Annotated in this window: 21 protein-coding genes, 1 tRNA gene and 1 other annotated feature; of the genes, 11 read left to right on the top strand and 11 right to left on the bottom strand. The window is 61.5% G+C overall.

Annotated elements, in window-relative coordinates; all coding sequences use genetic code 11:
• Positions 1 to 31: 31 nt before the first annotated feature.
• The 4 genes from HQ843_RS13440 to argH all read right to left on the bottom strand — a co-directional run bounded on the left by HQ843_RS13440 (position 32) and on the right by argH (position 5,940).
• Positions 32 to 2,569: a TIGR02302 family protein gene (locus HQ843_RS13440; protein WP_180897838.1), complete on the bottom strand. Its 2,538-nt coding sequence runs from the start codon at positions 2,567 to 2,569 to the stop codon at positions 32 to 34.
• Between the two features lie 101 nt (positions 2,570 to 2,670).
• Positions 2,671 to 3,933 (bottom strand): diaminopimelate decarboxylase, encoded by a 1,263-nt coding sequence (lysA, locus tag HQ843_RS13435; RefSeq protein ID WP_180897839.1) that lies wholly within the window; start codon positions 3,931 to 3,933, stop codon positions 2,671 to 2,673.
• A gap of 12 nt (positions 3,934 to 3,945) precedes the next feature.
• Positions 3,946 to 4,206 carry an LPS translocon maturation chaperone LptM gene (lptM, locus tag HQ843_RS13430; RefSeq protein ID WP_180897840.1) on the bottom strand — a complete coding sequence of 87 codons (261 nt, stop codon included), beginning with the start codon at positions 4,204 to 4,206 and terminating at the stop codon, positions 3,946 to 3,948.
• A gap of 342 nt (positions 4,207 to 4,548) precedes the next feature.
• Positions 4,549 to 5,940 (bottom strand): argininosuccinate lyase, encoded by a 1,392-nt coding sequence (argH, locus tag HQ843_RS13425; RefSeq protein ID WP_180897841.1) that lies wholly within the window; start codon positions 5,938 to 5,940, stop codon positions 4,549 to 4,551.
• A gap of 23 nt (positions 5,941 to 5,963) precedes the next feature.
• Here argH and tlpA point away from each other — a divergent pair, with 23 nt between their 5' ends.
• On the top strand, positions 5,964 to 6,629 hold the full coding sequence (tlpA, locus tag HQ843_RS13420) for a thiol:disulfide interchange protein TlpA (protein WP_180897842.1): 666 nt from the start codon (positions 5,964 to 5,966) through the stop codon (positions 6,627 to 6,629).
• A 115-nt stretch (positions 6,630 to 6,744) separates the two neighbouring features.
• Here tlpA and HQ843_RS13415 read toward each other — a convergent pair whose 3' ends face one another.
• From HQ843_RS13415 to ligD, 3 genes are all read right to left on the bottom strand, one after another.
• Entirely contained in the window at positions 6,745 to 7,293 is a 549-nt protein-coding gene (locus HQ843_RS13415) for a hypothetical protein (RefSeq protein WP_180897843.1), read from the bottom strand.
• 1 nt (position 7,294) lies between these two features.
• Positions 7,295 to 8,935: an anti-phage dCTP deaminase gene (locus tag HQ843_RS13410; RefSeq protein ID WP_180897844.1), complete on the bottom strand. Its 1,641-nt coding sequence runs from the start codon at positions 8,933 to 8,935 to the stop codon at positions 7,295 to 7,297.
• Between the two features lie 294 nt (positions 8,936 to 9,229).
• On the bottom strand, positions 9,230 to 10,126 hold the full coding sequence (gene ligD, locus HQ843_RS13405; RefSeq protein WP_246710105.1) for a non-homologous end-joining DNA ligase: 897 nt from the start codon (positions 10,124 to 10,126) through the stop codon (positions 9,230 to 9,232).
• Between the two features lie 227 nt (positions 10,127 to 10,353).
• Positions 10,354 to 10,409, top strand: a sequence feature (sul1 is cis-regulatory element that is thought to sense ions involved in sulfur or methionine metabolism; They are found in Alphaproteobacteria).
• Between the two features lie 66 nt (positions 10,410 to 10,475).
• Between ligD and HQ843_RS13400 the strand changes: the two genes are divergently transcribed.
• Both HQ843_RS13400 and HQ843_RS13395 read left to right on the top strand, forming a co-directional pair.
• Entirely contained in the window at positions 10,476 to 11,972 is a 1,497-nt protein-coding gene (locus tag HQ843_RS13400) for a SulP family inorganic anion transporter (protein ID WP_180897845.1), read from the top strand.
• Between the two features lie 66 nt (positions 11,973 to 12,038).
• Positions 12,039 to 12,887, top strand: coding sequence for a universal stress protein (locus HQ843_RS13395; protein ID WP_180897846.1), 849 nt, complete (start codon positions 12,039 to 12,041; stop codon positions 12,885 to 12,887).
• Positions 12,888 to 13,003: 116 nt separating this feature from the next.
• On the opposite strand, the gene HQ843_RS13390 is transcribed toward HQ843_RS13395, so the two are convergent.
• The 4 genes from HQ843_RS13390 to HQ843_RS13375 all read right to left on the bottom strand — a co-directional run bounded on the left by HQ843_RS13390 (position 13,004) and on the right by HQ843_RS13375 (position 14,525).
• Positions 13,004 to 13,213: a cold-shock protein gene (locus HQ843_RS13390; protein ID WP_018067558.1), complete on the bottom strand. Its 210-nt coding sequence runs from the start codon at positions 13,211 to 13,213 to the stop codon at positions 13,004 to 13,006.
• Positions 13,214 to 13,566: 353 nt separating this feature from the next.
• Complete coding sequence (locus tag HQ843_RS13385; protein WP_180897847.1) at positions 13,567 to 13,710, bottom strand: DUF1127 domain-containing protein; 144 nt, start codon at positions 13,708 to 13,710, stop codon at positions 13,567 to 13,569.
• A gap of 347 nt (positions 13,711 to 14,057) precedes the next feature.
• Positions 14,058 to 14,201 (bottom strand): DUF1127 domain-containing protein, encoded by a 144-nt coding sequence (locus HQ843_RS13380; protein WP_180897848.1) that lies wholly within the window; start codon positions 14,199 to 14,201, stop codon positions 14,058 to 14,060.
• A gap of 249 nt (positions 14,202 to 14,450) precedes the next feature.
• Positions 14,451 to 14,525 (bottom strand) — tRNA-Thr (locus HQ843_RS13375).
• A gap of 138 nt (positions 14,526 to 14,663) precedes the next feature.
• Here HQ843_RS13375 and HQ843_RS13370 point away from each other — a divergent pair.
• The 8 genes from HQ843_RS13370 to yacG all read left to right on the top strand — a co-directional run bounded on the left by HQ843_RS13370 (position 14,664) and on the right by yacG (position 20,109).
• A complete protein-coding gene (locus HQ843_RS13370) occupies positions 14,664 to 14,849 on the top strand; it encodes a hypothetical protein (RefSeq protein ID WP_180897849.1) in 186 nt (61 codons plus the stop codon).
• A gap of 221 nt (positions 14,850 to 15,070) precedes the next feature.
• A complete protein-coding gene (gene murA / locus HQ843_RS13365; RefSeq protein WP_180897850.1) occupies positions 15,071 to 16,363 on the top strand; it encodes a UDP-N-acetylglucosamine 1-carboxyvinyltransferase in 1,293 nt (430 codons plus the stop codon).
• 193 nt (positions 16,364 to 16,556) lie between these two features.
• Complete coding sequence (locus HQ843_RS13360; protein ID WP_180902205.1) at positions 16,557 to 16,994, top strand: DUF2948 family protein; 438 nt, start codon at positions 16,557 to 16,559, stop codon at positions 16,992 to 16,994.
• Between the two features lie 31 nt (positions 16,995 to 17,025).
• On the top strand, positions 17,026 to 18,324 hold the full coding sequence (gene hisD, locus HQ843_RS13355; RefSeq protein WP_180897851.1) for a histidinol dehydrogenase: 1,299 nt from the start codon (positions 17,026 to 17,028) through the stop codon (positions 18,322 to 18,324).
• Between the two features lie 2 nt (positions 18,325 to 18,326).
• Entirely contained in the window at positions 18,327 to 18,800 is a 474-nt protein-coding gene (locus HQ843_RS13350; RefSeq protein WP_180897852.1) for a UPF0262 family protein, read from the top strand.
• Between the two features lie 247 nt (positions 18,801 to 19,047).
• The gene (infA, locus tag HQ843_RS13345) at positions 19,048 to 19,266 is read left to right on the top strand and encodes a translation initiation factor IF-1 (protein WP_018067566.1); all 219 of its coding nucleotides are present in this window, start codon (positions 19,048 to 19,050) and stop codon (positions 19,264 to 19,266) included.
• 25 nt (positions 19,267 to 19,291) lie between these two features.
• Positions 19,292 to 19,912: a Maf family nucleotide pyrophosphatase gene (locus HQ843_RS13340; protein ID WP_180897853.1), complete on the top strand. Its 621-nt coding sequence runs from the start codon at positions 19,292 to 19,294 to the stop codon at positions 19,910 to 19,912.
• Positions 19,909 to 20,109 (top strand): DNA gyrase inhibitor YacG, encoded by a 201-nt coding sequence (yacG, locus tag HQ843_RS13335; RefSeq protein ID WP_246710104.1) that lies wholly within the window; start codon positions 19,909 to 19,911, stop codon positions 20,107 to 20,109. Before HQ843_RS13340 ends, yacG begins: the two co-directional genes overlap by 4 nt.
• The last annotated feature ends 222 nt before the right edge of the window (positions 20,110 to 20,331 follow it).

Raw genomic sequence — 20,331 nt, 5'->3', positions numbered from 1 at the left:
CCGATCGGGTTTTAAAGCCGGACAGCAAGAATCAGTTTTGCGACTGGGGTTCCAGAAGCCGCTCGAGATAAGGCGGCTCGGAGGGCAGCGGGGCCTGTTCGTTCAGGCGCTCGCGGATGGCGTCGAGAATTTCGCGGGCGCGCTGGACGGTGATCTCGTCGGGGACGTCGACATTGTCGCCGAAATCGAGGCCGTCCGAGCCCTGATTGCGGCCAAGCGGATCACGCCCGGCCTGATTGCCCCAACCGGTCTGCCCGCCCGGCCCCTGCCCCTGCTGGCCCTGGCCCTGGGCCATCATCGAATTCATCATTTGCTGGGCGCCCTGACGCAGCGCCTCAAGCGCATTGCCCTGCCCCTCGACGGCCTCAGAGCCTTCGCCCTCGCCGAGCGCTCCGGCAGCCCCTTCCATCGCCTCGCCGGCCTGATCGAAGCCTTCCGCCGGCGGCATGCCGAGTTCGGAGAGCTTCTGCTGCATTTCCGACAATTGTTCGGCGAGCCCCTGCTGCTGCTGCTGAAGCTGTTTGAGCGCCTCGCGCAATTCCTCTTCCGTCATGTCGCGGGGCGCTTTCTCGCCGTTCTCGCCCTGTTGATCCGGTGCGGGCTGCGGGTCGCCCCAGCGTTCGCGGTCGCGCAATTGCTGATCGAGGTCGAAGGTCTCGTTCATCAGCCGCTGCTGTTCCTGGATCAGTTCGCCGAGCTTGTCGATCTGCTGGCGCATCTCGGAATTCTGCTGTCCGCCCTGCTGCTGGGCGGTGGAAGACGGCGGCTGGAGATTGTTCATCATCCGCTGCAGTTCCGACAGAAGCTGCTGGGCGGCTTCGCGATTGCCGGAGCGGGCAAGGTTTTCAAGCTGGTTCAGGAGATTGTCGAGATCACGCTGGCGAAGCGTCTGCTGGTCGCCCGGAGCCTGCTGCGAGGGTTGCATGCTCTGCGCCATCTCGGACATGTATTCCTGCATGGCCTCGCGCAATTCCTGCATCAGCCGGGCGATCTCGGCATCCGAAGCGCCATTCTCCAGCGCCTCGCTCAACGCATCCTGCGCCTCGCGCAACCGCCGCTCGGCATCCGACAGCGCGCCGTCCTCGATGCCGGTCGCGATATCCCACATGTAGTCGGCGGTATCGCGATAGCTGTCGGCGTCATGGGCAAGCGTCATCCGGGTCTGCGCCGACTTGATCAGCAGGAATTGCTTGAGGTCCGGGATCGTCTCCTCCGGCCGCAGCGTGATCGCCGCGCTATATTGCAGCGCCACCGGCATGCGGCGCGTGTCGAGCGCGAAAATCCGGCGCTGCTCGGCAACGGAACCTGCCAGCAGATTGTGGAAGGCTCTCTCCGGCAGCACCATCTCCAGCGCCGGGCTTCTGCCCACGTGACCGGCCGCATCCTCGGCGATCAGCGTGATCGTCACCGGCGTGCCGGAAAGCGGGTGCTCCGTCAGATTGCGGCTGGTGAAGGCGGAATGGTCCTTGGAGGAGCGCGCCGGCATGTTGAGCGGGAACTCGGGAAGCGGATAGACCGGTTCGGCATCCGCATCGATATCGCCGGCCGGCGCGATCTCGGCATGGGCGCGGGTCACGCCGTAATCGTCGGTCACGGTATATTCGAGTTCCAGCGCCCCGTTTGCAGCCGCCCTCGGCGTACCCTTGAAGGCGATCACCGGGGCCGCGTCGGGGTCGACCGCAATCTGCCAGCTCCGTCCCGCCGCGTCGAGCCGGCCACCGGAGGAGAGCGAAAAACTGGCGCTGCTGGAAAGCGCGTCCTGTTCCGCCTCCGCGGACGCCTGCGCGTCCTCGCTGCCGTCGGGAGTGAAGGTGATCGGCTGGTCGGCGCCCTCGCCGGAAAGCCGGACGGTGAGCACCGAGCCCTCGGGAATGCCGGCAATCGCCTCTCCGCCATCAGCCTGAAGATAGACCGGCGCCCTGCGGGTATAATCAGGCGGCGAAATCCAGGCATCGAACCGGAGCGCCACTCTGGTTTCCTCATCGCCCGCAGGCGGCGCGAAGGCATCGGCAAGCCGCGCCGTGCCATCGGGGCCGGCGTAAAACCACGCGACGAACAGCAAAAGGGCGGGCACCGCGCGCAGTGCATAGGGGTCGACGGCGGCAAGGTCCGGTTTCGGCAGGCCGCTGTCGATTTCGCGCAGGCGTTCGGCCATGCGGCGCTGATGGGCATGCCAGAGCGCCATCGCCTCCGGTGTTTGCCGCGCCGGCCGGTCCAGCCTGACGGAAATTGCCTGATGGGCGAGCGCGTTGTGGACCTCAAGCCGCCGCTCGGCGGCATAGGCCGAGGGGATGCGCACATGACGCAGCGGCCAGAGACTGAACACGAAACCGGCGATCAGGAAAAGCAGCAGCGCGATCCTGACCGCAAACGGCAGCAGCAGAAACACGCCGAGCCAGGACAGCGCGACATAAAGCGCCACCACGGCAACCGGCCACAACAGCCGGGGCGCGAGAGACTCGACCAAGAGATTGAAACGCGTAAGCGCACGCTTGCGGCGGATGCGGCGCGTCAGCGCGTCATCGACAGCATCTTTGCGTTTGCCCGCAGTGTGTTTCTGCCCGGTCATGAGCCCCTGTGGTCGCGCGGCGTGATGGGATCAGAATAGCACGCTTTGTGTCGATAGCGAGGTGAGGCCGGGAAATTCCCGGTCACATTGCCGCGACCGGCCTAAAGCCAGTCGGGCAGCGAATCGAGGCCGATGAGTTCTTCATAGCTGCCGCGCGGGCGGACCACATGGAAGCGGTCGCCATCGACCAGCACTTCCGGCACCAGAAGGCGGGTATTGTAGGTGCCGGCCTGAACCGCGCCATAGGCGCCGGCGGTCGAAACCGCGATCAGGTCGCCGGGCGCGGGGCGCGGCATTTCCCGCGACAGCGCCAGATAATCGCCGGTCTCGCAGACCGGGCCGACGACATCGGCGGTGATCCGCTCGGCCTCGGGCTTCAGCACCACCGGGCGGATCGCATGATAAGCGTCGTAGAGCGTCGGGCGGATCAGGTCGTTCATCGCGCCGTCGACAATGACGAAGCTCTTCGCCTCGGCGTCCTTCACATACAGGACCTCGGTGACGAAGATGCCGGCATTGCCGGCGATCATCCGTCCCGGCTCGGCCACGATCCGGCAATCGAGACCCGAAAGCTCCTCGCGGATGACGCTGGCATAGGCAAGCGGCTCCGGCGGCGGATTGTTGTCGAACTGGTAGGGAATGCCGAGCCCGCCGCCGACATCGACATGGTCGATCGCGTGGCCCGCCGCGCGCAGTTCCGTGACCAGTTCCCGCATCAGCCGGAAGGCATCGCGGAACGGCGAAAGCTCGGTGATCTGGCTGCCGATATGCATGTCGATGCCGGTCACGCGAATGCCGGGCAGGCTTGCCGCGTGGGCGTAGACCTCATGAGCGCGCGAAAACGCGATGCCGAACTTGTTTTCCTTCTTGCCGGTCGAGATCTTGGCGTGGGTCTTGGCATCCACATCCGGATTGATGCGGAAGGAGACCGGAGCCGTAACGCCCTTCGCCACGGCGCGTGCGTTCAGCACCTCGAGTTCCGGCTCTGATTCGACGTTGAAGCAGTAGATGCCGGCATCGAGCGCGAAATCGATCTCGCGCACCGTCTTGCCTACGCCGGAGAACACGATCTTTTCGGCCGGCACGCCGGCGGCAAGCGCGCGGCGCAATTCGCCTTCCGACACCACGTCCATGCCGGCGCCGAGCCTGGCGAGCGTCTTCAGCACGGCCTGGTTGGAATTGGCCTTGACCGCATAGCAGACCAGCGCATCGGTGCCCGCGAAGGCCTCGGCGAACACCTTGTAATGCCTTGTGAAGGTGGCGGTGGAATAGCAATAGAACGGCGTGCCGACGGCCGCCGCGATCGCCTCAATGGAAACGCCCTCGGCATGCAGCACGCCGTCACGATATTCGAAATGGTTCACGTCTGGCCTGCGTCAGTTAAGCAGTGGATCGAGAAGGAAGGGCTCGCCATCGACAGCGGCATCCGGCCCGGCATTGATGACGTTGTCTCCCGAGCCGTCAAGCACGATCGGCTTGTCATTGGGCGCAAGCCGGATCGTCGGCTCGGACTGCGCCTGCGCCGCCTTCGCCTGCTGTTCCGGCGTCGGCGGCGGCAACTCCAGCGGCCCGCGTCGTCCGCAGGAAGCAAGCGAAAGCGCCATCAGCGCAACAACTGCAATCGTGATTATCTTCATCAAGAGCCCCGAACACCAAGCGGGCGCCGCAAACGCCCATGGCAATCCTGATACCCGATCAGAACCGCTTTGTGCACCCCAAATTGCGCGTCTGAAAGAAAGTCGCGGCCCGCGGGACCGTGTCAAACCCGCGCGGGCGAACGCTTCTGGGCATAAAGCAGTCGAAGCTTGCTCCCAATATTCTCTCCCGCCTGCGGGAGAGATACCCCGAAAGGGAGAGTGAGGGTGATGCAGCATTTCGAAACGTGAGGGCGTTCGCGGGGATAGACTCGCCCCTCACTGTCGCTGTCGCGACATCTCTCCCCTCCGGGGCGAGAAGATTGGCGGGCTATGCGGCCTGCCTCAGATCCGCTCCCGCCACCAGGCGATCTGCTTCCTCACCTCGTCGGGCGCCGTGCCGCCGAAGCTCTTGCGGGAGGCGACGGAGGCTTCGACGGTGAGCACGTCGAAAATGCCCGCGGTGATCGCCGGGTTTATGCCCTGAAGCTCTTCCAGCGACAGTTCCGCGAGATCGCAGCCCTTCCTTTCCGCCAGCGCCACGGCGGCGCCCGTCGCATGATGGGCGTCGCGGAACGGCAGGCCCGCCTCGCGCACCAGCCAGTCGGCAAGGTCGGTGGCGGTGGAAAAGCCGGAGCCGGCGGCGGCCTTCATCGCGTCCACATTGACGGTCAGGTCACCGACCATGCCGGTCATCGCGGCGATGGCGAGATCGAGGCTGCGGGCCGCATCGAACACCTGTTCCTTGTCTTCCTGCATGTCCTTGGAATAGGCGAGCGGCAGGCCCTTCATCACCGTCAGGAGCGCCACCAACGCGCCGTTGATGCGGCCGGTCTTGGCGCGCACCAGTTCGGCGGCATCCGGGTTCTTCTTCTGCGGCATGATCGAGGAGCCGGTCGAAAATGAGTCCGACAGCCGCACGAAATTGAATTGCGGCGTCGACCAGATCACGATCTCCTCGGCCAGCCGCGACAGATGGGTTGCGCAGATCGAGGCGATCGACAGGAATTCCAGCGCGAAATCGCGGTCCGACACGGTATCGATCGAATTGCGCGTCGGCCCGCCGGCAAAACCAAGAGCCTTGGCGGTCATGTGCCGGTCGATGGCAAAGCCGGTGCCCGCGAGCGCCGCCGCCCCGATCGGGCTTTCGTCGAGATGCTCGATGGCGTGGCGCACACGGGCGCGGTCGCGGCCGAACATCTCGACATAGGCCATGCAATGGTGCCCGAAGGTGACGGGCTGGGCGGTCTGCAGATGGGTGAAGCCCGGCATCACCGTTCCGGCATGCTCTTCCGCGCGCGTCAAAAACACGCCGATCAGCCGGGTGAGCGCCGCCTCGGTGCGCCGCAGTTCCTTCTTCACCCACAGCCGGAAATCGAGCGCGACCTGGTCGTTGCGCGAGCGGGCGGTGTGCAGGCGTCCGGCGGCGGGGCCGATCAACTCGCGCAGCCGCGCCTCGATATTCATGTGAATATCCTCAAGCTGGCGCGAGAAGGCGAACGTGCCCGCCTCAATCTCACGGCGAATTGTTGTCAGCCCCTCGATAATTGAAGCGCTGTCCTCTTTCGAAATGATGGCTTTTTCGGCAAGCATGGCGGCATGCGCGATCGAGCCGTCGATATCCTCGTTATAGAGTGCCTTGTCGAAATCGATGGAGGCATTTATCTCCTCCATGATCGCATCGGGACCGGAGGCGAAACGTCCGCCCCACATCTTGTTCGAGTTATCGGAAGCCATGAAGTGCCTATCTGGAGAATGACATGACAGAGCAGAAGAGCCGCAAAAGCCCGTTCTCCGCCAAACTGGTTCTAATCGCGCTTGCCGCAGGCCTGATTGCCGGCGCTGTGGCGGTATACGTGAAAAACGCCGTTTATGGCAATGGCATGGGCGAGATCGCCGCCGCAAGCCAGTGCAAAGCCGCGGCCGAAACCGCAAAACGCCTGAAACCGCTGGCGATCGGCGAAGTCGCCGCCTTCATCCCCGCCGAAAAGCCGCGGAAGCTCCCGAACCTCGCCTTCCGCGATATCGACGGCGAAACCTCGCTCGCCGCCCTTTCCGGCAAGACCGTGCTGATGAACCTGTGGGCCACATGGTGCGTTCCCTGCCGCGAGGAAATGCCGGCGCTCGACCGGCTGGAGGCCGATATGGGCAGCGACGCCTTCGAGGTCGTCGCCGTCAACATCGACACCGGAACCGACGAAAAACCGGTCCGCTTCCTCGAAGACATCGGCATCCAGTCCCTGGCCTTCTACCGCGACGAAACCATGGCGACCTTCAACACGCTGAAGAAGCAAGGCCTGGCGTTCGGCCTGCCGTCGACGGTGCTGATCGATGAGAACGGGTGTTTGCTGGGCGCGATGAACGGGCCGGCGGAATGGGATAGTGCCGATGCCAAGGCGCTGGTGGGGGCGGCTGTTGGGGGGTGAGGCAGCTCGAAAGATGCAGCCATTTTCCGCGCACCACAGCTCAATTTGCGGACCTTATCTCCAATATTGACCTCGACCCACCGCCCGAATGAGCTTGCAAACAGAGAAGGCCGAACTAAGCCACCTGCTCGATCCGCCAAGTGGACTTCGCTTTGCCGGAGAGCATTCGATGAAGATAGGTTATGAGCATGTTGGCATGCTGCGGCTTAGGTACGAATAACATCACGGTTCCCCTGGATAACTCAATCAACTCATGATGGATTCTGGGAATGTGAACTCCATCTTCAGCCATGAATTCGCGCATCGAAAAGTCGTGCCAAGGTATAGACTCCAATGCATAGTGCGAGCCAGCCGATTTGAAATAAGCGAATAAAGTATCTCTGTTGGAGCCGTATTGGTCAAAACGCGCCACATACCGAAGATCAATTATTGACCTAGGCTTGTGCGCTAGAACCGCTCTTTGGAGGGTGCGACCATGCACTTTATCCATAGCAACGATAAAAATCATCAAATCAGGAAGAGTCGGCGCGTCGAATAAATCGAGCTGATGGACGAGCGGCAGATGCTGATCAGTGTGACCCGCAGATACCACATGTGTCTGCGGGTTTGCGCGACCATGCCAGCCACCGGTATTCTCGACAAGTGTCAATTGCGGCTTGGTCACGTTATTTCGCCAAGGCTGCTTCGAGTTCAGGATAGCCTACCGTTAAAGCGGCCCATTCGCTACCCCAGTCTGGTGCCCGCATTTCAAATTCTCCGCTTACTTTATTCTTTAGCTGCCACGTCTTCTCGAATGCACGAATGTACATCCGAGGTGCGACTCCTACGAACGGTCTGAAAAGCACTTTAGACTCTTTGAGCTTAACATCGTCTTTATCCTCTTCCGCTGTGACGCGCAACTGCACGATATCCTTCGGTATTGGCGGTGTCCACTCTGACGGAGTCACCTCGATGGAATCACAATGCAATTTTCTTGCTAAGCTCTTCGGGTAGGGCTCGATAAACTGGACTTCGTAAACGCCAGCGCTAACGATGTGTCTAGCACAATAGTGACATGGATATGTCGTTACGAACAGCCTCGTGCCAACGGTCGAAACACCTTCGCGCCCCGCTGATAGCAATGCATCCATTTCAGCATGAACCGCCCTACTAAACTCAATAAGGCCTCCGAGCCGGGTTTTGCGAATCCGAGCAGCCAATTCGATTTTATTCGAAACGTCTTTTAGTTCCGGAAGAACCTCAATTAAGTCGTCAATTATGTCGTTCTGCTCTCGATTACTGCTGCAAAAAACCTCGGCACGAAAAGCACAACGGTGATCGTCAATACCGCCGCTTGAGGTGGAAAAACGTTCGCCATATACACCACCACCCGCTGAAGGTACCTCGTTTGTTCCAGTTGCAATCACGGTGCCATCAGCGTCCACCAACGCCGCCCCGACTTGTCGAGAAAGACAGGCACTGCGTACTCGCGCCGAATGCGCGTGATGCATCGCAGTTTCCTCGATGGTCGGTCGCTCGACACGGTCATGCGCGATAATGCTCACAAACCTGCTCAAGTCTGTGTCGAGCAAATTCTTGCTACCGTTAAGATCGTCGCGCGTATTGTCAACGAAGAAATCTGCCTCGTAGAATGCTTCAGAAACGTGCTGTCCGTGTTTTCGGGCGGAATCATCCGAGTCGCGCTCCATGAAGCACTTCACGGCATCCTTTGTTTTTTGCTGCCCTTTTTCCGGCCCACGGAAGTATTTTTCCAAGATTCGATTACGGCGTACGTCCTCTTCGCAGACGACGCCAATTAGACCGAATGCGTTTCCGTAGGTTCGGCGCAATAAATGTATTTCAGATGGATGCCTTATCGAGTCTATGAGGTATACTCGTTTCGTATTGTCAGGGGTAACTTTCTCACCTTTGACATACGCTTGACCAATATGACCAGCCCGTCGTCGCGCAATTTCGCGCATAGCTGCCTTGGCAACCTCTGCCATGTCATGCTCGCGCATTGCGTCGCCAAGTTCCTGCAGTTCAGTAACCACTTCCAAGGTCTTTGGTTCAAGACCGGGGAGGTTTCGACTATTTTCTTCTGCCCAAACCCGTATCAAGTCGCTCGCCTTTATCAACTCGACGTCATAGGAGCCGGACCTACAAACACGTTCAAGTGCCCTAATCGTCTGCGAAGCCCCCGCGCCAACCGGGCCTACTACGGCAAAAAAAAGTTCATTCGAATGGCTGTTAGCCAAAACACTCCTACTATCTGGCCTCGGCCCCTCCTTTTTTTCCAGTTTTTTTACAGTAGCCGACTTAGCCATATTCCGCCTTCCCAAGCTCGATTTAATTCATCCTCATTCTGGGTATCAAATAAAGTGCTAAGCGCATACTTTAATACATGCAATCAAAAAACATATAAAAGCGTCAGCAAATACCGATCGTAGACCTCCTAGTAGCGAGGTCAGTGAGGTGGCCCGAAAGTATTTTACGCGTTCTAGAATGAAGAAGAGTAGTCAAGGGCAAAGCAAATAGGTTGATGCTAGAAACCATTTTTTAGCGACCTGTATTCCAACGGTGCTTACGAAGCCGCTCGCCTATTTCAACCACCAGCCCCCTCACCCCACCCGCTTCTCCAGCCGCCCGATCACCGCCTTCCCCAGCGTCTGCGGCTTCACCGCCAGCGCCGGTTCCTTCCCCTTCAGCCGCCCCGCCATATTCCCGATCGTAAACGCCGAGGCGCTCTTCAGCCCCTCCAATTCCTCCCAGGTCACCGGCGTTGCCACGGGGGCGCCGGGGCGGGCGCGGAGGGAATAGGGGAGGATGGCGGTGGCGCCGCGTTCGTTGCGGAGCCAGTCGATGAAGATGCGGTTGTTGCGTTTGGCCTTCGACATGGTGGCGGTGTAGCGCTCGGGCGCTTCCTCGGCCAGCATATGGGCGAAGGTTCTGGAAAACGCCTTGAGCGTGTCCCAGCTCACAGTCCGCCGCAGCGGCACGATGACGTGGATGCCCTTGCCGCCGGTGACCATGGCGGTCGATTTGAGCCCGATGGCGGAAAGCGTCTCGCGCATCTCGAAGGCGGCCTTCTTCGTTTCGGTAAAGCCGAGGCCCTCATCCGGGTCGAGGTCGAAGATCAGCCGGTCGGGCGCTTCCAGCCGGTCGGCGCGCGCGCCCCAGCCGTGAAACTCGATCGTGCCCATCTGGGCGGCGGCAACCAAGCCGGCCACATCCTTGGCATAGAGATATTCGCCGGTCTCGCCGTCCTTTTCCGCGATATCGATGCGGGCGAGTTCGTCGGGAAAGCCCTTGCCCGCATGTTTCTGGAAGAAGCTCTCGCCATCGATGCCGGTGGGGCAGCGGAACAGCGACACCGGCCGGGGCCCGGCGATTTCCAGCATGCGCGCGCCGACCAGCGCATAATGACGCGCGACATCGGCCTTGGTGACACCGGCCTTGCCGTAAAGCTGGCGATCCGGATGGGTGATCTCGATGCCGGCGACCGCAACCTTCGACATCCGCGCCTGACCTTTCCGTATCGCTTCTGAAGCCATTGTCCACGCACCCGATACAAAATACGCTGCAGGCGTCTTCAACGCGCTGTCGGGCCCTTTGGTTCCGCGCGGGTCTGGCAAGGCTGATCCAAGGGCAACGGGGAAGCGGCGTTTGGCGCATTTCCGCCATATTCTGCCCGGCCAAACCTTGCCCCCGCGCACGCACCCCGCTATTGAATGCCTCATTGAACCCCGGACCCGGTGAAAACCCGGGTGGCTCTTCCGGCCGCCGATCCGCCGGACAACCGTTGAAACCTGTTTCCTCCCAAGGCCCGCGCCTCGCGCGCCGCAAACAGATTTTCAGGGACCATACATGACATTTTCGCTTATCCAGTACCGCCGCGAGTGGTTCGGCACGCCCCGTGCCGATATCCTTTCCGGCCTCGTCGTGGCGATGGCGCTCATTCCGGAAGCCATCGCCTTTTCCATCATCGCCGGCGTCGACCCCAAGGTCGGCCTGTTCGCCTCGTTCTCGATTGCGGTGATCATCGCCTTTGTCGGCGGGCGGCCGGGCATGATCTCGGCAGCAACGGCTGCCACCGCCGTGCTGATGACGCCGCTGGTCGCCGGCCACGGGCTTGAATATCTGCTCGCCGCCACCGTGCTTGCCGGCGTCATTCAGATGATCTTCGGCGTATTGAAACTGGGCGCGCTGATGCGCTTCGTCTCGCGCTCGGTGATGACCGGCTTCGTCAATGCGCTGGCGATCCTGATCTTCATGGCGCAATTGCCGGAACTGACCGATGTCACGCCGATGACCTATGTGCTGGTCGCGGCGGCCCTTGCGATCATCTACATCCTGCCGCGCTTCACCAAGGCCGTCCCCTCGCCGCTGGTTGCGATCGTGCTGGTCACCTTCGCCGCCGTGGCGCTTGGCCTCGATGTCCGCAATGTCGGCGATATGGGCGAATTGCCGGAGAGCTTCCCGTTCTTCCATCTGCCGATGGTGCCGCTCTCGCTTGAAACGCTGCTTATCATCCTGCCCTATTCGCTGGCGGTCGCCGTGGTCGGCCTGCTGGAAAGCCTGATGACCGCGCAGCTTATCGATGACCTGACCGACACCCGCTCAAACCGCAACCAGGAATGCGCCGGCCAGGGCATCGCCAATTTCTGCACCGGCTTCATCGGCGGCATGGCCGGCTGCGCCATGATCGGCCAGTCGATGATCAACATCAAATCCGGCGGCCGGGGCCGGCTTTCGACCTTCGTCGCCGGCGTCGTGCTGCTGATCCTGGTGGTCGTGCTCGACCAGTGGGTGCGCCAGATCCCGATGCCGGCGCTGGTGGCCGTGATGATCATGGTTTCGATCGGCACCTTCTCATGGTCGTCGATCAGGAACCTCAGGGATCATCCCCGCTCCTCCTCGATCGTCATGATCGCGGTGGTGGCGGTGGTCGTCGCCACCCATAACCTCGCCATCGGCGTTCTGGTGGGCGTGCTGCTTTCCGGCATCTTCTTTGCCTGGAAGATCGCGCAGTTCTTCGGCGTGCGTTCCGAACTGTCGCAGGACGGCAATACCAGGACCTACCACGTCGAAGGACAGTTGTTCTTCGCCTCGGTGGAGGATTTCAATGCCGCCTTCGATTTCCATGAAGTGCTCGAGACCGTGGTCATCGATCTGACCCGCGCCCATATCTGGGATATTTCAAGTGTTGCGGCCCTCGACATGGTTGTGATGAAATTCCGCCGCGAAGGCGCGGAAGTTGAGGTCATCGGCCTCAATGAGGCAAGCGCCACGATCGTTGATCGGCTCGCGGTTCACGACAAGCCCGACGCACTCGAAGAATACATGAAACAACAGGGCCATTAAGCGCGACCAGGAAAAGTGGATGCCGCTTTTCCGTCCGGACGCGCGTATAAAAACAGGGAGACCACCATGGAAAAGCTGACAGCTTTCATCGACGCCTCGAACTACGCCGAAAGCGTGTGCGACCACGCCGCATGGATTGCGGGACAGCTCGGCATTTCCGTCGAACTCGTCCATGTTCTGGAGCGCAGTACCCAGCCGCATGCCAACCTCTCCGGCTCCATCGGCCTTGGCGCGCGCTCGGCGCTGCTGGAGGAGCTTGCGGAGGCGGACGCCCATAATGCCAGGCTTGCGCAAAAGCGCGGCCGGCTGCTGCTGGAGGCCGCCGTCGAGCGGCTTTCCACGGAGGGCGTCACCGCCGTCACCACCAAGATGCGCAATGGCGATTTCGTCGAGGCGATCGAGGAGGTCGGCGCGGATTCGCGCCTGATCGTGATCGGCAAGCGTGGCGAGGGCGCCGATTTCGCCACCGGCCATCTCGGCTCCAATCTGGAGCGGGCGGTGCGCACGGCAAAACGGCCGGTGTTCGTCGCCGCCCGCGCGTTCAAGCCGATCCACAAGGTGCTGATCGCCTATGATGGCGGCGCCAGCGCCGACAAGGCCGTGGAACGGGTGACGACAAGCCCGATCCTGGACAAGACCGACGTTACGCTTCTTGCCGTCTGCAAGGAGGGAGACGCGCTTGCGGACAAGGCGGCCGATGCCGTGAAACGGCTTGAGGACAGCAATGTCGCAGCAAGGCTGGTCACGCGGCCCGGTCACGCCGAAAAGGTGATCGAGGAAGTGGCGGCCGAGGAAAAGACCGACCTTCTGGTCATGGGCGCTTACGGCCATTCCCGCATCCGCACGCTGGTGATCGGCTCGACCACCACGGCCGTGCTGCGCGCCTGCAAGATCCCGGTCCTGCTGGTGCGCTGAGTTTCATCGATCTCCCCTGCCGGGGAGATCGCGACGACCGTCGCCCCCCACAACGAAAAACCCTCCGAAGCGGATGCTCCGGAGGGTTTTCAATTTCAGCCGATGGCTTTCGCCAATCAGGCGGCGCTGAGGTTTTCAGCGGCGCTCTTGCCGGTGCGGCGGTCGGCGACAACTTCGAAATTGACCTTCTGGCCTTCCGAAAGCGTGGTCATGCCGGAGCGCTCAACAGCGGAAATGTGAACGAATACGTCCTTGCTGCCGTCTTCAGGCTCGATGAAGCCATAGCCCTTGGTGGAATTGAAGAATTTTACTGTTCCGACGCTCATAACGATTTCCTTTCAAATCGTGCGTTCAAAGATCACATGATCTACATCATGCAGTGCTCGACTTTGATAGGAAGATCGTTCTGGGCGCTCTCGCGCAGACGTAACTTAACAAACAAATTCGATGGCTAAAGTTTTACGCGACATTGGTGCGCGTAGCAATACGCTAAATTTTTAAATTTGGGTACGGTTACCGCGATAAGGGTACGGTCGGGGCAGAAGCGAATGCCGGTTTTCGCCCTGAGGCGGGGCCGATCAGCGCCCGCCGGAAACAGGAACGCCCCCTGCCCGGGAGGATGGGCAGAGGGCGCGTGGGAAAATTTGCCGCCGGCTTTGGGCGGCTGAACCGCTATCGCTTACTTGACCGCTTTGCGGGCAATGTGGCGGATATCTTCGCGGTTGATACCGAGATCGGCCAGCTCGCGGCTGTTCATGCGATTGAGTTCGCTGACGGTCTGACGGTATTTCATCCAGCTGTTGAAGCTACGTGCCATGCTCATGTCTATCTCCCTTCGTTTGAAGGTTTTCGGCGTCGCATTCGTTGCGGCGCATCCCTGTCTTTCGACACTTCCGATATAGTGGTTTCAGGCAGTGCCTGGCAGATAGGCAAAAGCAGAAGTCCTATGCGCTGAGTGCAGGGCTTGGCCTTTTCTCCGCTGAAACCGGCGCGGAACCGGCAACAATGCTGACATGCAGACAAAAAAATAACGCTCACCGGGGGAGGAGGAGTCCGGTGAGCGTCATTTTGGTTGGCCGGTGATTTGGGAGGAGGAGGAGGATCACCGACCTATCGAGGGGCATTTGGGAGGAGGAGGAGAATGCCCCACGAATTCCAAATTTGCTTGCGTCAGAATGCAGCCTTGCGGGCGATCCGACGAATGTCCTGACGGTTGATGCCGAGATCGGAGAGTTCACGGGTCGACATACGGTCAAGCTCGACAACGGTCTGGCGATACTTCATCCAGTTGTTGAAAGTGCGTGCTACGCCCATGTCCATTCTCCTTCGTTCGCAAGCGTCTGATTGACGCTCATCAATTCGTCTTGACGGGGATATAATCGGTTAGCCCCGGGGCGAACAGAGACGTTTAAGCATTGCGCCTATGCAAAAAACGCAGGGCTCGGAGGAACCGGAATGATGCCGCCTCGCAAAGGTGCAAAAAGCCCGCCGTCGCTGGCGAGATGTCTGCTGCCGGAAAACCGACGTTTCGAAGTCGAACGATAAATTCGGAAGAAAAATGACTGGTGCTGCCGGAGAGATTCGAACTCTCGACCTCTCCCTTACCAAGGGAGTGCTCTACCCCTGAGCTACGGCAGCACGGTTCCGACTTGCGGAAGGTTTCCCGCACCGGTCCGGTGCAGGCAAGCGGCCTATTGCCATAGCTCGACTTGGAGTGCAAGACGCTTCAAGAGAATTCTTTCGCTTCCCGACAGTTTTGCCGAAACGATGACCGCCATGGACGACAAGCCGCACAAGAAAGCATCCGAGCGCGCAGCCGACGAACGCAAGGCCCGCGCGGCGCAGAAGCTCAGGGAAAACCTGATGCGGCGCAAGCAGCAGTCGCGGGCGCGCCGCAAGGGCGCCGCCGACGAAACCGATGGCCTGCCGGCGGCCGACAGCCGGGAAGACGGCGATCATTAACCCTGCATTTTCATATGGCGGTCTGTTTGGCCGTGCCGCCACGCCCCTGCCATTTTTGGCCGGTCCTTGTGGCTCCCATGTGCCTTAAATCCAATCTCGCGCAAATCAGCCGGTTTCGGCAACGACTTGTCAACCAATGCGATTGATCATACGGGCCGTTTCGTCTAATGCGACGCCCCATACTTTCAAGGAGAGGCCGGGCCTGCCCGGAATAACATCATATGGATAGAATCAGAGTTGTCGGCGGCAATCCGCTCAAGGGCGTCATCCCCATTTCCGGCGCGAAGAACGCCGCCCTTCCTCTGATGATCGCCTCGCTCCTGACCAGCGACACGCTGACGCTGGAGAATGTGCCGCATCTGGCCGATGTCGAATCGCTGATGCGCATTCTGGGCAGCCATGGCGTCGATATCTCGGTCAAGGGCCGGCGCGAGCGCCAGGGCGACGGCTACGCCCGCACGATGCATTTCTCCTGCCCGACGATTACCGACACCACCGCCTCCTATGAACTGGTGCGCAAGATGCGGGCCTCGTTCTGGGTCATCGGTCCGCTTCTGGCGCGCGAGGGCATCGCGCGGGTTTCGCTGCCCGGAGGCTGCGCGATCGGCACCCGTCCGGTCGACCTGTTCATCGAGGGCCTGAAGGCGATGGGCGCCGAGATCGAGATCGACAGCGGCTATATCGACGCCAGGGCGCCGAAGGGCGGACTTGCCGGCGGACGTTATGTGTTCCCCAAGGTCTCTGTCGGCGCAACCCACACGCTGATGATGGCGGCGACGCTTGCAAACGGCACGACCGTGCTGGAAAACGCCGCGCGCGAACCGGAAGTCGTCGACCTTGCCAACTGCCTGAAGGCCATGGGCGCGAAGATCGAAGGCGAAGGCACGGCAACGATCGCCATCGAGGGCGTCACCTCGCTGTCCGGCGCGCGCCATACCGTGCTGCCGGACCGGATCGAAACCGGCACCTATGCCATGGCGGTGGCCATGACCGGCGGCGCGGTCACCCTTGAAAATACCGATGCCAGACTGCTTTCGGCGGCATTGGCAGCGCTCAGCGCCACAGGCGCCGAGATCACCACCACCGAAACCGGCATCCATGTCGTCGGCCACGGCGACGATATCCGTCCCGTCGACGTCACCACCGAGCCCTATCCCGGTTTCCCGACCGACCTGCAGGCGCAGTTCATGGCGCTGATGACCCGCGCCAGGGGCACGGCGCGCATTGTCGAGACAATCTTCGAAAACCGGTTCATGCACGTGCAGGAACTGGCCCGGCTTGGCGCCGACATCGCGCTTTCCGGCCAGACCGCGACGATCCGCGGCGTGAAGGAACTCCACGGCGCGCCGGTGATGGCAACCGACCTGCGCGCATCCGTGTCGCTGGTCATTGCCGGGCTTGCCGCCAGGGGCGAGACCAATGTCTCGCGCGTCTACCATCTCGACCGCGGCTTCGAGCGCCTGGAGGAAAAACTCACCAATTGCGGCGCGGAAATCGAGCGTATTTCAGACTAGCGCCGATAAACTGGCCGGAAACTGCCCAGGGACGGGCTCCAGCGGTTGCGAAAGCCCGCCCTTGGCTCTATCTCGGTCTAAAGCGTCGGGCGAAAAAGTGGAAACCGGTTTTTCGTCAACCCGACGCGGTAAACGAAGAATCTGGAACATCGCATGGTGTTCCAGTCACCAACCGCCGGGAATTTTTCACATGATGACCGATCCCCTGAAGCTTATGGCGCTGGACGAGGAAGACCTCGCCGTGATCTCGGCGCATATGCAGGATGCCGTCTTCCTCTCGCCGGATGTGTCTTTCTCGAAGGTCGCGGGGCAGCTTCAGCTCCTCACCAACCGGTTCGTCTGGGAAAAGAAGCGCGGTTTCTTCAAAAAGCCCGAACGGCGGCGCGCGGCGCTGGTGTTCAAGCGGGTGACGGCGGTGCGCAGCATCGGTCTCGATCGCAAGGCGCGCGACGAGGTCAACAATCTGCTGTCGATCCAGTTCGAGAAAGCCGGCGAAGGGCCCGAAGGCTCGATCGTGCTCACCCTGTCCGGGGATGGCGAGATCGTTGCCGACGTCGAATGCATCGAAGCGCTGATGAGCGATCTTTCCGGAAGCTGGGAAGCGCGCGCCAGACCGCACCACCCCCGCTGATTTTTTTCCGTAATGAGTGACCGAGGCAAACATGGCGATCTGGCTGAACGCGGCGGATGAGGGTTTCGAGAGCGCCTTCGCGGACCTGCTTTCGATGAAGCGCGAGGTTTCGAAGGATGTCTCCGACGTCGTCGAAACGATCCTCGCCCGCGTCCGGGCAGAGGGCGACGCAGCGCTTGCCGATTATTCGGCGCGTTTCGACAGCATCGATTTCACCGTCACCCCGATGCGGGTCGGCGCTGACGAGATCGAGGCCGCCCATGCAGCCGTCGACCCGAAGGTGATCGCGGCGCTGACGCTTGCCGAAAAGCGCATCCGCAGCCACCACGCAAGGCAATTGCCGAAGGACGATTTCTACGAGGACGATATCGGCGTCGGCCTTGGCCATCGCTGGACGGCGGTCGAGGCGGTCGGGCTTTACGTGCCGGGCGGCACCGCGAGCTATCCGAGTTCGGTTCTGATGAACGCGGTTCCGGCGAAGGTCGCGGGCGTGGAACGCATCGTCATGGTGGTGCCGGCCATGAAGGGCGCGGTCAATCCGGTTGTGCTCGCGGCCGCGAAGATCGCCGGCGTTACCGAAATCTACCGGATCGGCGGCGCCCAGGCCGTCGCCGCCCTTGCCTATGGCACCGACACAATAGCGCCGGTCTCCAAGATCGTCGGTCCCGGCAATGCCTATGTCGCGGCCGCCAAGCGCGCGGTTTTCGGCACGGTCGGCATCGACATGATCGCCGGCCCGTCTGAGGTGCTGGTGATCGCCGACGGCGACAACAATCCCGATTGGATCGCAGCCGATCTGCTGGCGCAGGCCGAGCACGATACCGGCGCGCAGGCAATCCTGATCACCACCGACGCCGCTCTCGGCCGCGCCGTCGAAGACGCCGTCGAACGGCAGTTGAAGACGCTGCCCCGCGCCGAGATCGCGACCGCGAGCTGGCGCGATTTCGGCGCGATCATCACCGTGCCGGATCTCGATGCCGCCATGCCGATCGCAAACCGCATCGCGCCGGAACACCTGGAGCTTGCCGTCGACGACCCGGAAGCGCTGATTCCGCGCGTTCGAAATGCCGGCGCGATCTTCGTCGGCCATTTCACGCCCGAGGCGATCGGCGATTATGTCGGCGGATCCAACCATGTTCTGCCGACGGCCCGCTCCGCCCGGTTTTCCTCCGGCCTGTCGGTGCTCGACTTCATGAAGCGCACCTCGATCCTCAGACTTGGCCCCGATCAGCTGAATGCGCTTGCGCCGGCGGCCATCGAGCTTGCAGAATGCGAGGGCTTGAGCGCCCACGGGCGATCGGTATCCATCCGCCTCAACCGCAAGGAATAGAGATGAGCGAGGGCGAATTCAGGCTGAGCGATGTCGAACTCGACGAGAGCATCGGCCGGGCCTCGCCCGATGTCGAGCACGAACGCGCGGTCGCGATTTTCGACCTTCTTGAGGAAAACGAATTCAAGCCCGCCGGCCATGTCGGCGGCCCCTACAAGCTGACGCTGTCGATCATCGAGAAACGGCTGGTGTTCGACATCACGCTCGAAAACGGCGAGAAGGTCGCGACCCACATCCTGTCGCTGACGCCGTTCAGGCGGATCGTGAAGGACTATTTCATGATCTGCGACAGCTATTACGAAGCGATCAAATCCGCCTCCCCCGCCAAGATCGAAGCGATCGACATGGGCCGGCGCGGCGTCCACAACGAAGGCTCGCAAACCCTGCAGGATCGGCTGAAGGGCAAGATCGAAATGGATTTCGACACTGCCAGACGGCTGTTCACGCTTTTCTGCGTGCTTTACTGGCGCGGTTGATCGGCCCGGGCCGCGCCTTGCGGGCCCGCACGGAACAAAAAGCGTATATGGCCCCAAACAAGGTTCACAAACGTTGAACTATTGTGTAGGTTCCGCCGCAAATCCCGCAGCCGCGCGCGCTTTCAAACGCTGCGATCAGGTTGCGAACCATTGAAAACAAGAACCGCCCCGTCGGCCGTCGGCCTCAGCGGGGTCGTGGCGTTTGGCGCATGTGACGCCAACGCAGCAGAGAGAAGAAACGACATACATGGCAAAAGAAGAAGTACTTGAATTTCCGGGCGTCGTCGTCGAGCTTCTGCCGAACGCGACCTTCCGGGTCAAGCTCGAAAACGAGCACGAAATTATCGCCCACACCGCCGGCCGCATGCGCAAGAACCGCATCCGCGTTCTCGCCGGCGACAAGGTCCTGGTCGAGATGACCCCATACGACCTGACCAAGGGACGCATCACCTACCGCTTCAAGTAGAAGCGCACGGCGTCGAGGATCCGGCTTGACCGCAACGAACCCCAAACTCGTGCTGGCATCGGCCTCTCCCAGAAGGGTGGAGCTTCTCGCCCAGATCGGCGTGACGCCCGACCGTGTCTATCCCGCCGATATCGACGAAACCCCGCTTGCGAAGGAAACGCCGCGCCAGCTTGCCGGCAGGCTTGCCCGCCAGAAGGCGGAAGCCGTTTGTCGCGCGCTTTCAGGCGATGCCGAATGGCGGGGCGCGCTTGTGATCGCGGCGGATACGGTGGTGGCCGTCGGAAGGCGGGTGCTGCCGAAGGCCGAGACCGAAGACGAGGCCAGCGCCTGCCTTGCGCTTCTTTCCGGACGCGGACACAGGGTCTATACCGGGCTCTGCGTTCATCCGGTCGGTGAAGACGGTCACAAGGGCCGGGTGGTCGAAACCCGCGTCACCTTCAAGCACCTCTCGAAACAGGAAATCGCGGCCTATCTCGCCTCGCGCGACTGGCACGGCAAGGCCGGCGGCTACGCCATACAGGGCCCGGCGGCGGCCTTCATAAGCCAGATCGTCGGCTCGCATTCCGCCGTGATCGGCCTGCCGCTTCATGAGACAGCGATGCTGCTTTCCGGACGCGGTTTCGATATCGCAGGAGAATGGACATGAACACCAAAGCAAGCGTGGAACCGCTCCGCAAACCGCGCAAGTGCCCCGAATGCGGACGCCCGTCGACCCGCGAGGACTATCCGTTCTGCAGCAATCGCTGCCGCGAACTCGACCTGTCGCGCTGGCTGACCGGCTCCTACGCCATCCCCGTCGCCGAAGACGAATCGAAGGCGGACGGCGACGAAGGCGAGTTCTGAGGCTTGGGGAAGCGCCGGAAAACTCCGGCTCAGCTTGTACACCCACCCCTCAAGCAATCACGGCGCCCCCTCCCCGCCGTCATCCCGGCCCTGAGCCGGGATCCAGGGCCATACGACGGGCGTCTCAGACCGCATGTCAGGCAATACCGCTTCGGCAAACCGCCCTGGATGCCGGGTCGAGCCCGGCATGACGGAGAAAATTGGGCAGGGCTTTGTCAGCAA

Source organism: Martelella sp. NC20 (genome assembly GCF_013459645.1).
In the GTDB taxonomy this organism is placed as follows: Bacteria; Pseudomonadota; Alphaproteobacteria; order Rhizobiales; family Rhizobiaceae; genus Martelella.
Note: the sequence above shows the minus strand (reverse complement) of the source record. Positions and strands in the feature narration are given on the sequence as shown.

Bases quoted from the DNA above. Each gene is read 5' to 3' on its own strand.
- HQ843_RS13360 (WP_180902205.1), top strand. From the start codon at position 16,557: ATGACCGATCCCCTGAAGCTTATGGCGCTGGACGAGGAAGACCTCGCC.
- HQ843_RS13400 (WP_180897845.1), top strand. From the start codon at position 10,476: ATGACATTTTCGCTTATCCAGTACCGCCGCGAGTGGTTCGGCACGCCC.
- tlpA (WP_180897842.1), top strand. From the start codon at position 5,964: ATGACAGAGCAGAAGAGCCGCAAAAGCCCGTTCTCCGCCAAACTGGTT.
- HQ843_RS13350 (WP_180897852.1), top strand. From the start codon at position 18,327: ATGAGCGAGGGCGAATTCAGGCTGAGCGATGTCGAACTCGACGAGAGC.
- lptM (WP_180897840.1), bottom strand. From the start codon at position 4,206: ATGAAGATAATCACGATTGCAGTTGTTGCGCTGATGGCGCTTTCGCTT.
- argH (WP_180897841.1), bottom strand. From the start codon at position 5,940: ATGGCTTCCGATAACTCGAACAAGATGTGGGGCGGACGTTTCGCCTCC.
- murA (WP_180897850.1), top strand. From the start codon at position 15,071: ATGGATAGAATCAGAGTTGTCGGCGGCAATCCGCTCAAGGGCGTCATC.
- HQ843_RS13385 (WP_180897847.1), bottom strand. From the start codon at position 13,710: ATGAGCATGGCACGTAGCTTCAACAGCTGGATGAAATACCGTCAGACC.
- HQ843_RS13370 (WP_180897849.1), top strand. From the start codon at position 14,664: ATGGACGACAAGCCGCACAAGAAAGCATCCGAGCGCGCAGCCGACGAA.
- HQ843_RS13440 (WP_180897838.1), bottom strand. From the start codon at position 2,569: ATGACCGGGCAGAAACACACTGCGGGCAAACGCAAAGATGCTGTCGAT.
- hisD (WP_180897851.1), top strand. From the start codon at position 17,026: ATGGCGATCTGGCTGAACGCGGCGGATGAGGGTTTCGAGAGCGCCTTC.
- HQ843_RS13390 (WP_018067558.1), bottom strand. From the start codon at position 13,213: ATGAGCGTCGGAACAGTAAAATTCTTCAATTCCACCAAGGGCTATGGC.
- yacG (WP_246710104.1), top strand. From the start codon at position 19,909: ATGAACACCAAAGCAAGCGTGGAACCGCTCCGCAAACCGCGCAAGTGC.
- ligD (WP_246710105.1), bottom strand. From the start codon at position 10,126: ATGTCGAAGGTTGCGGTCGCCGGCATCGAGATCACCCATCCGGATCGC.
- HQ843_RS13380 (WP_180897848.1), bottom strand. From the start codon at position 14,201: ATGGGCGTAGCACGCACTTTCAACAACTGGATGAAGTATCGCCAGACC.
- HQ843_RS13395 (WP_180897846.1), top strand. From the start codon at position 12,039: ATGGAAAAGCTGACAGCTTTCATCGACGCCTCGAACTACGCCGAAAGC.
- infA (WP_018067566.1), top strand. From the start codon at position 19,048: ATGGCAAAAGAAGAAGTACTTGAATTTCCGGGCGTCGTCGTCGAGCTT.
- HQ843_RS13410 (WP_180897844.1), bottom strand. From the start codon at position 8,935: ATGGCTAAGTCGGCTACTGTAAAAAAACTGGAAAAAAAGGAGGGGCCG.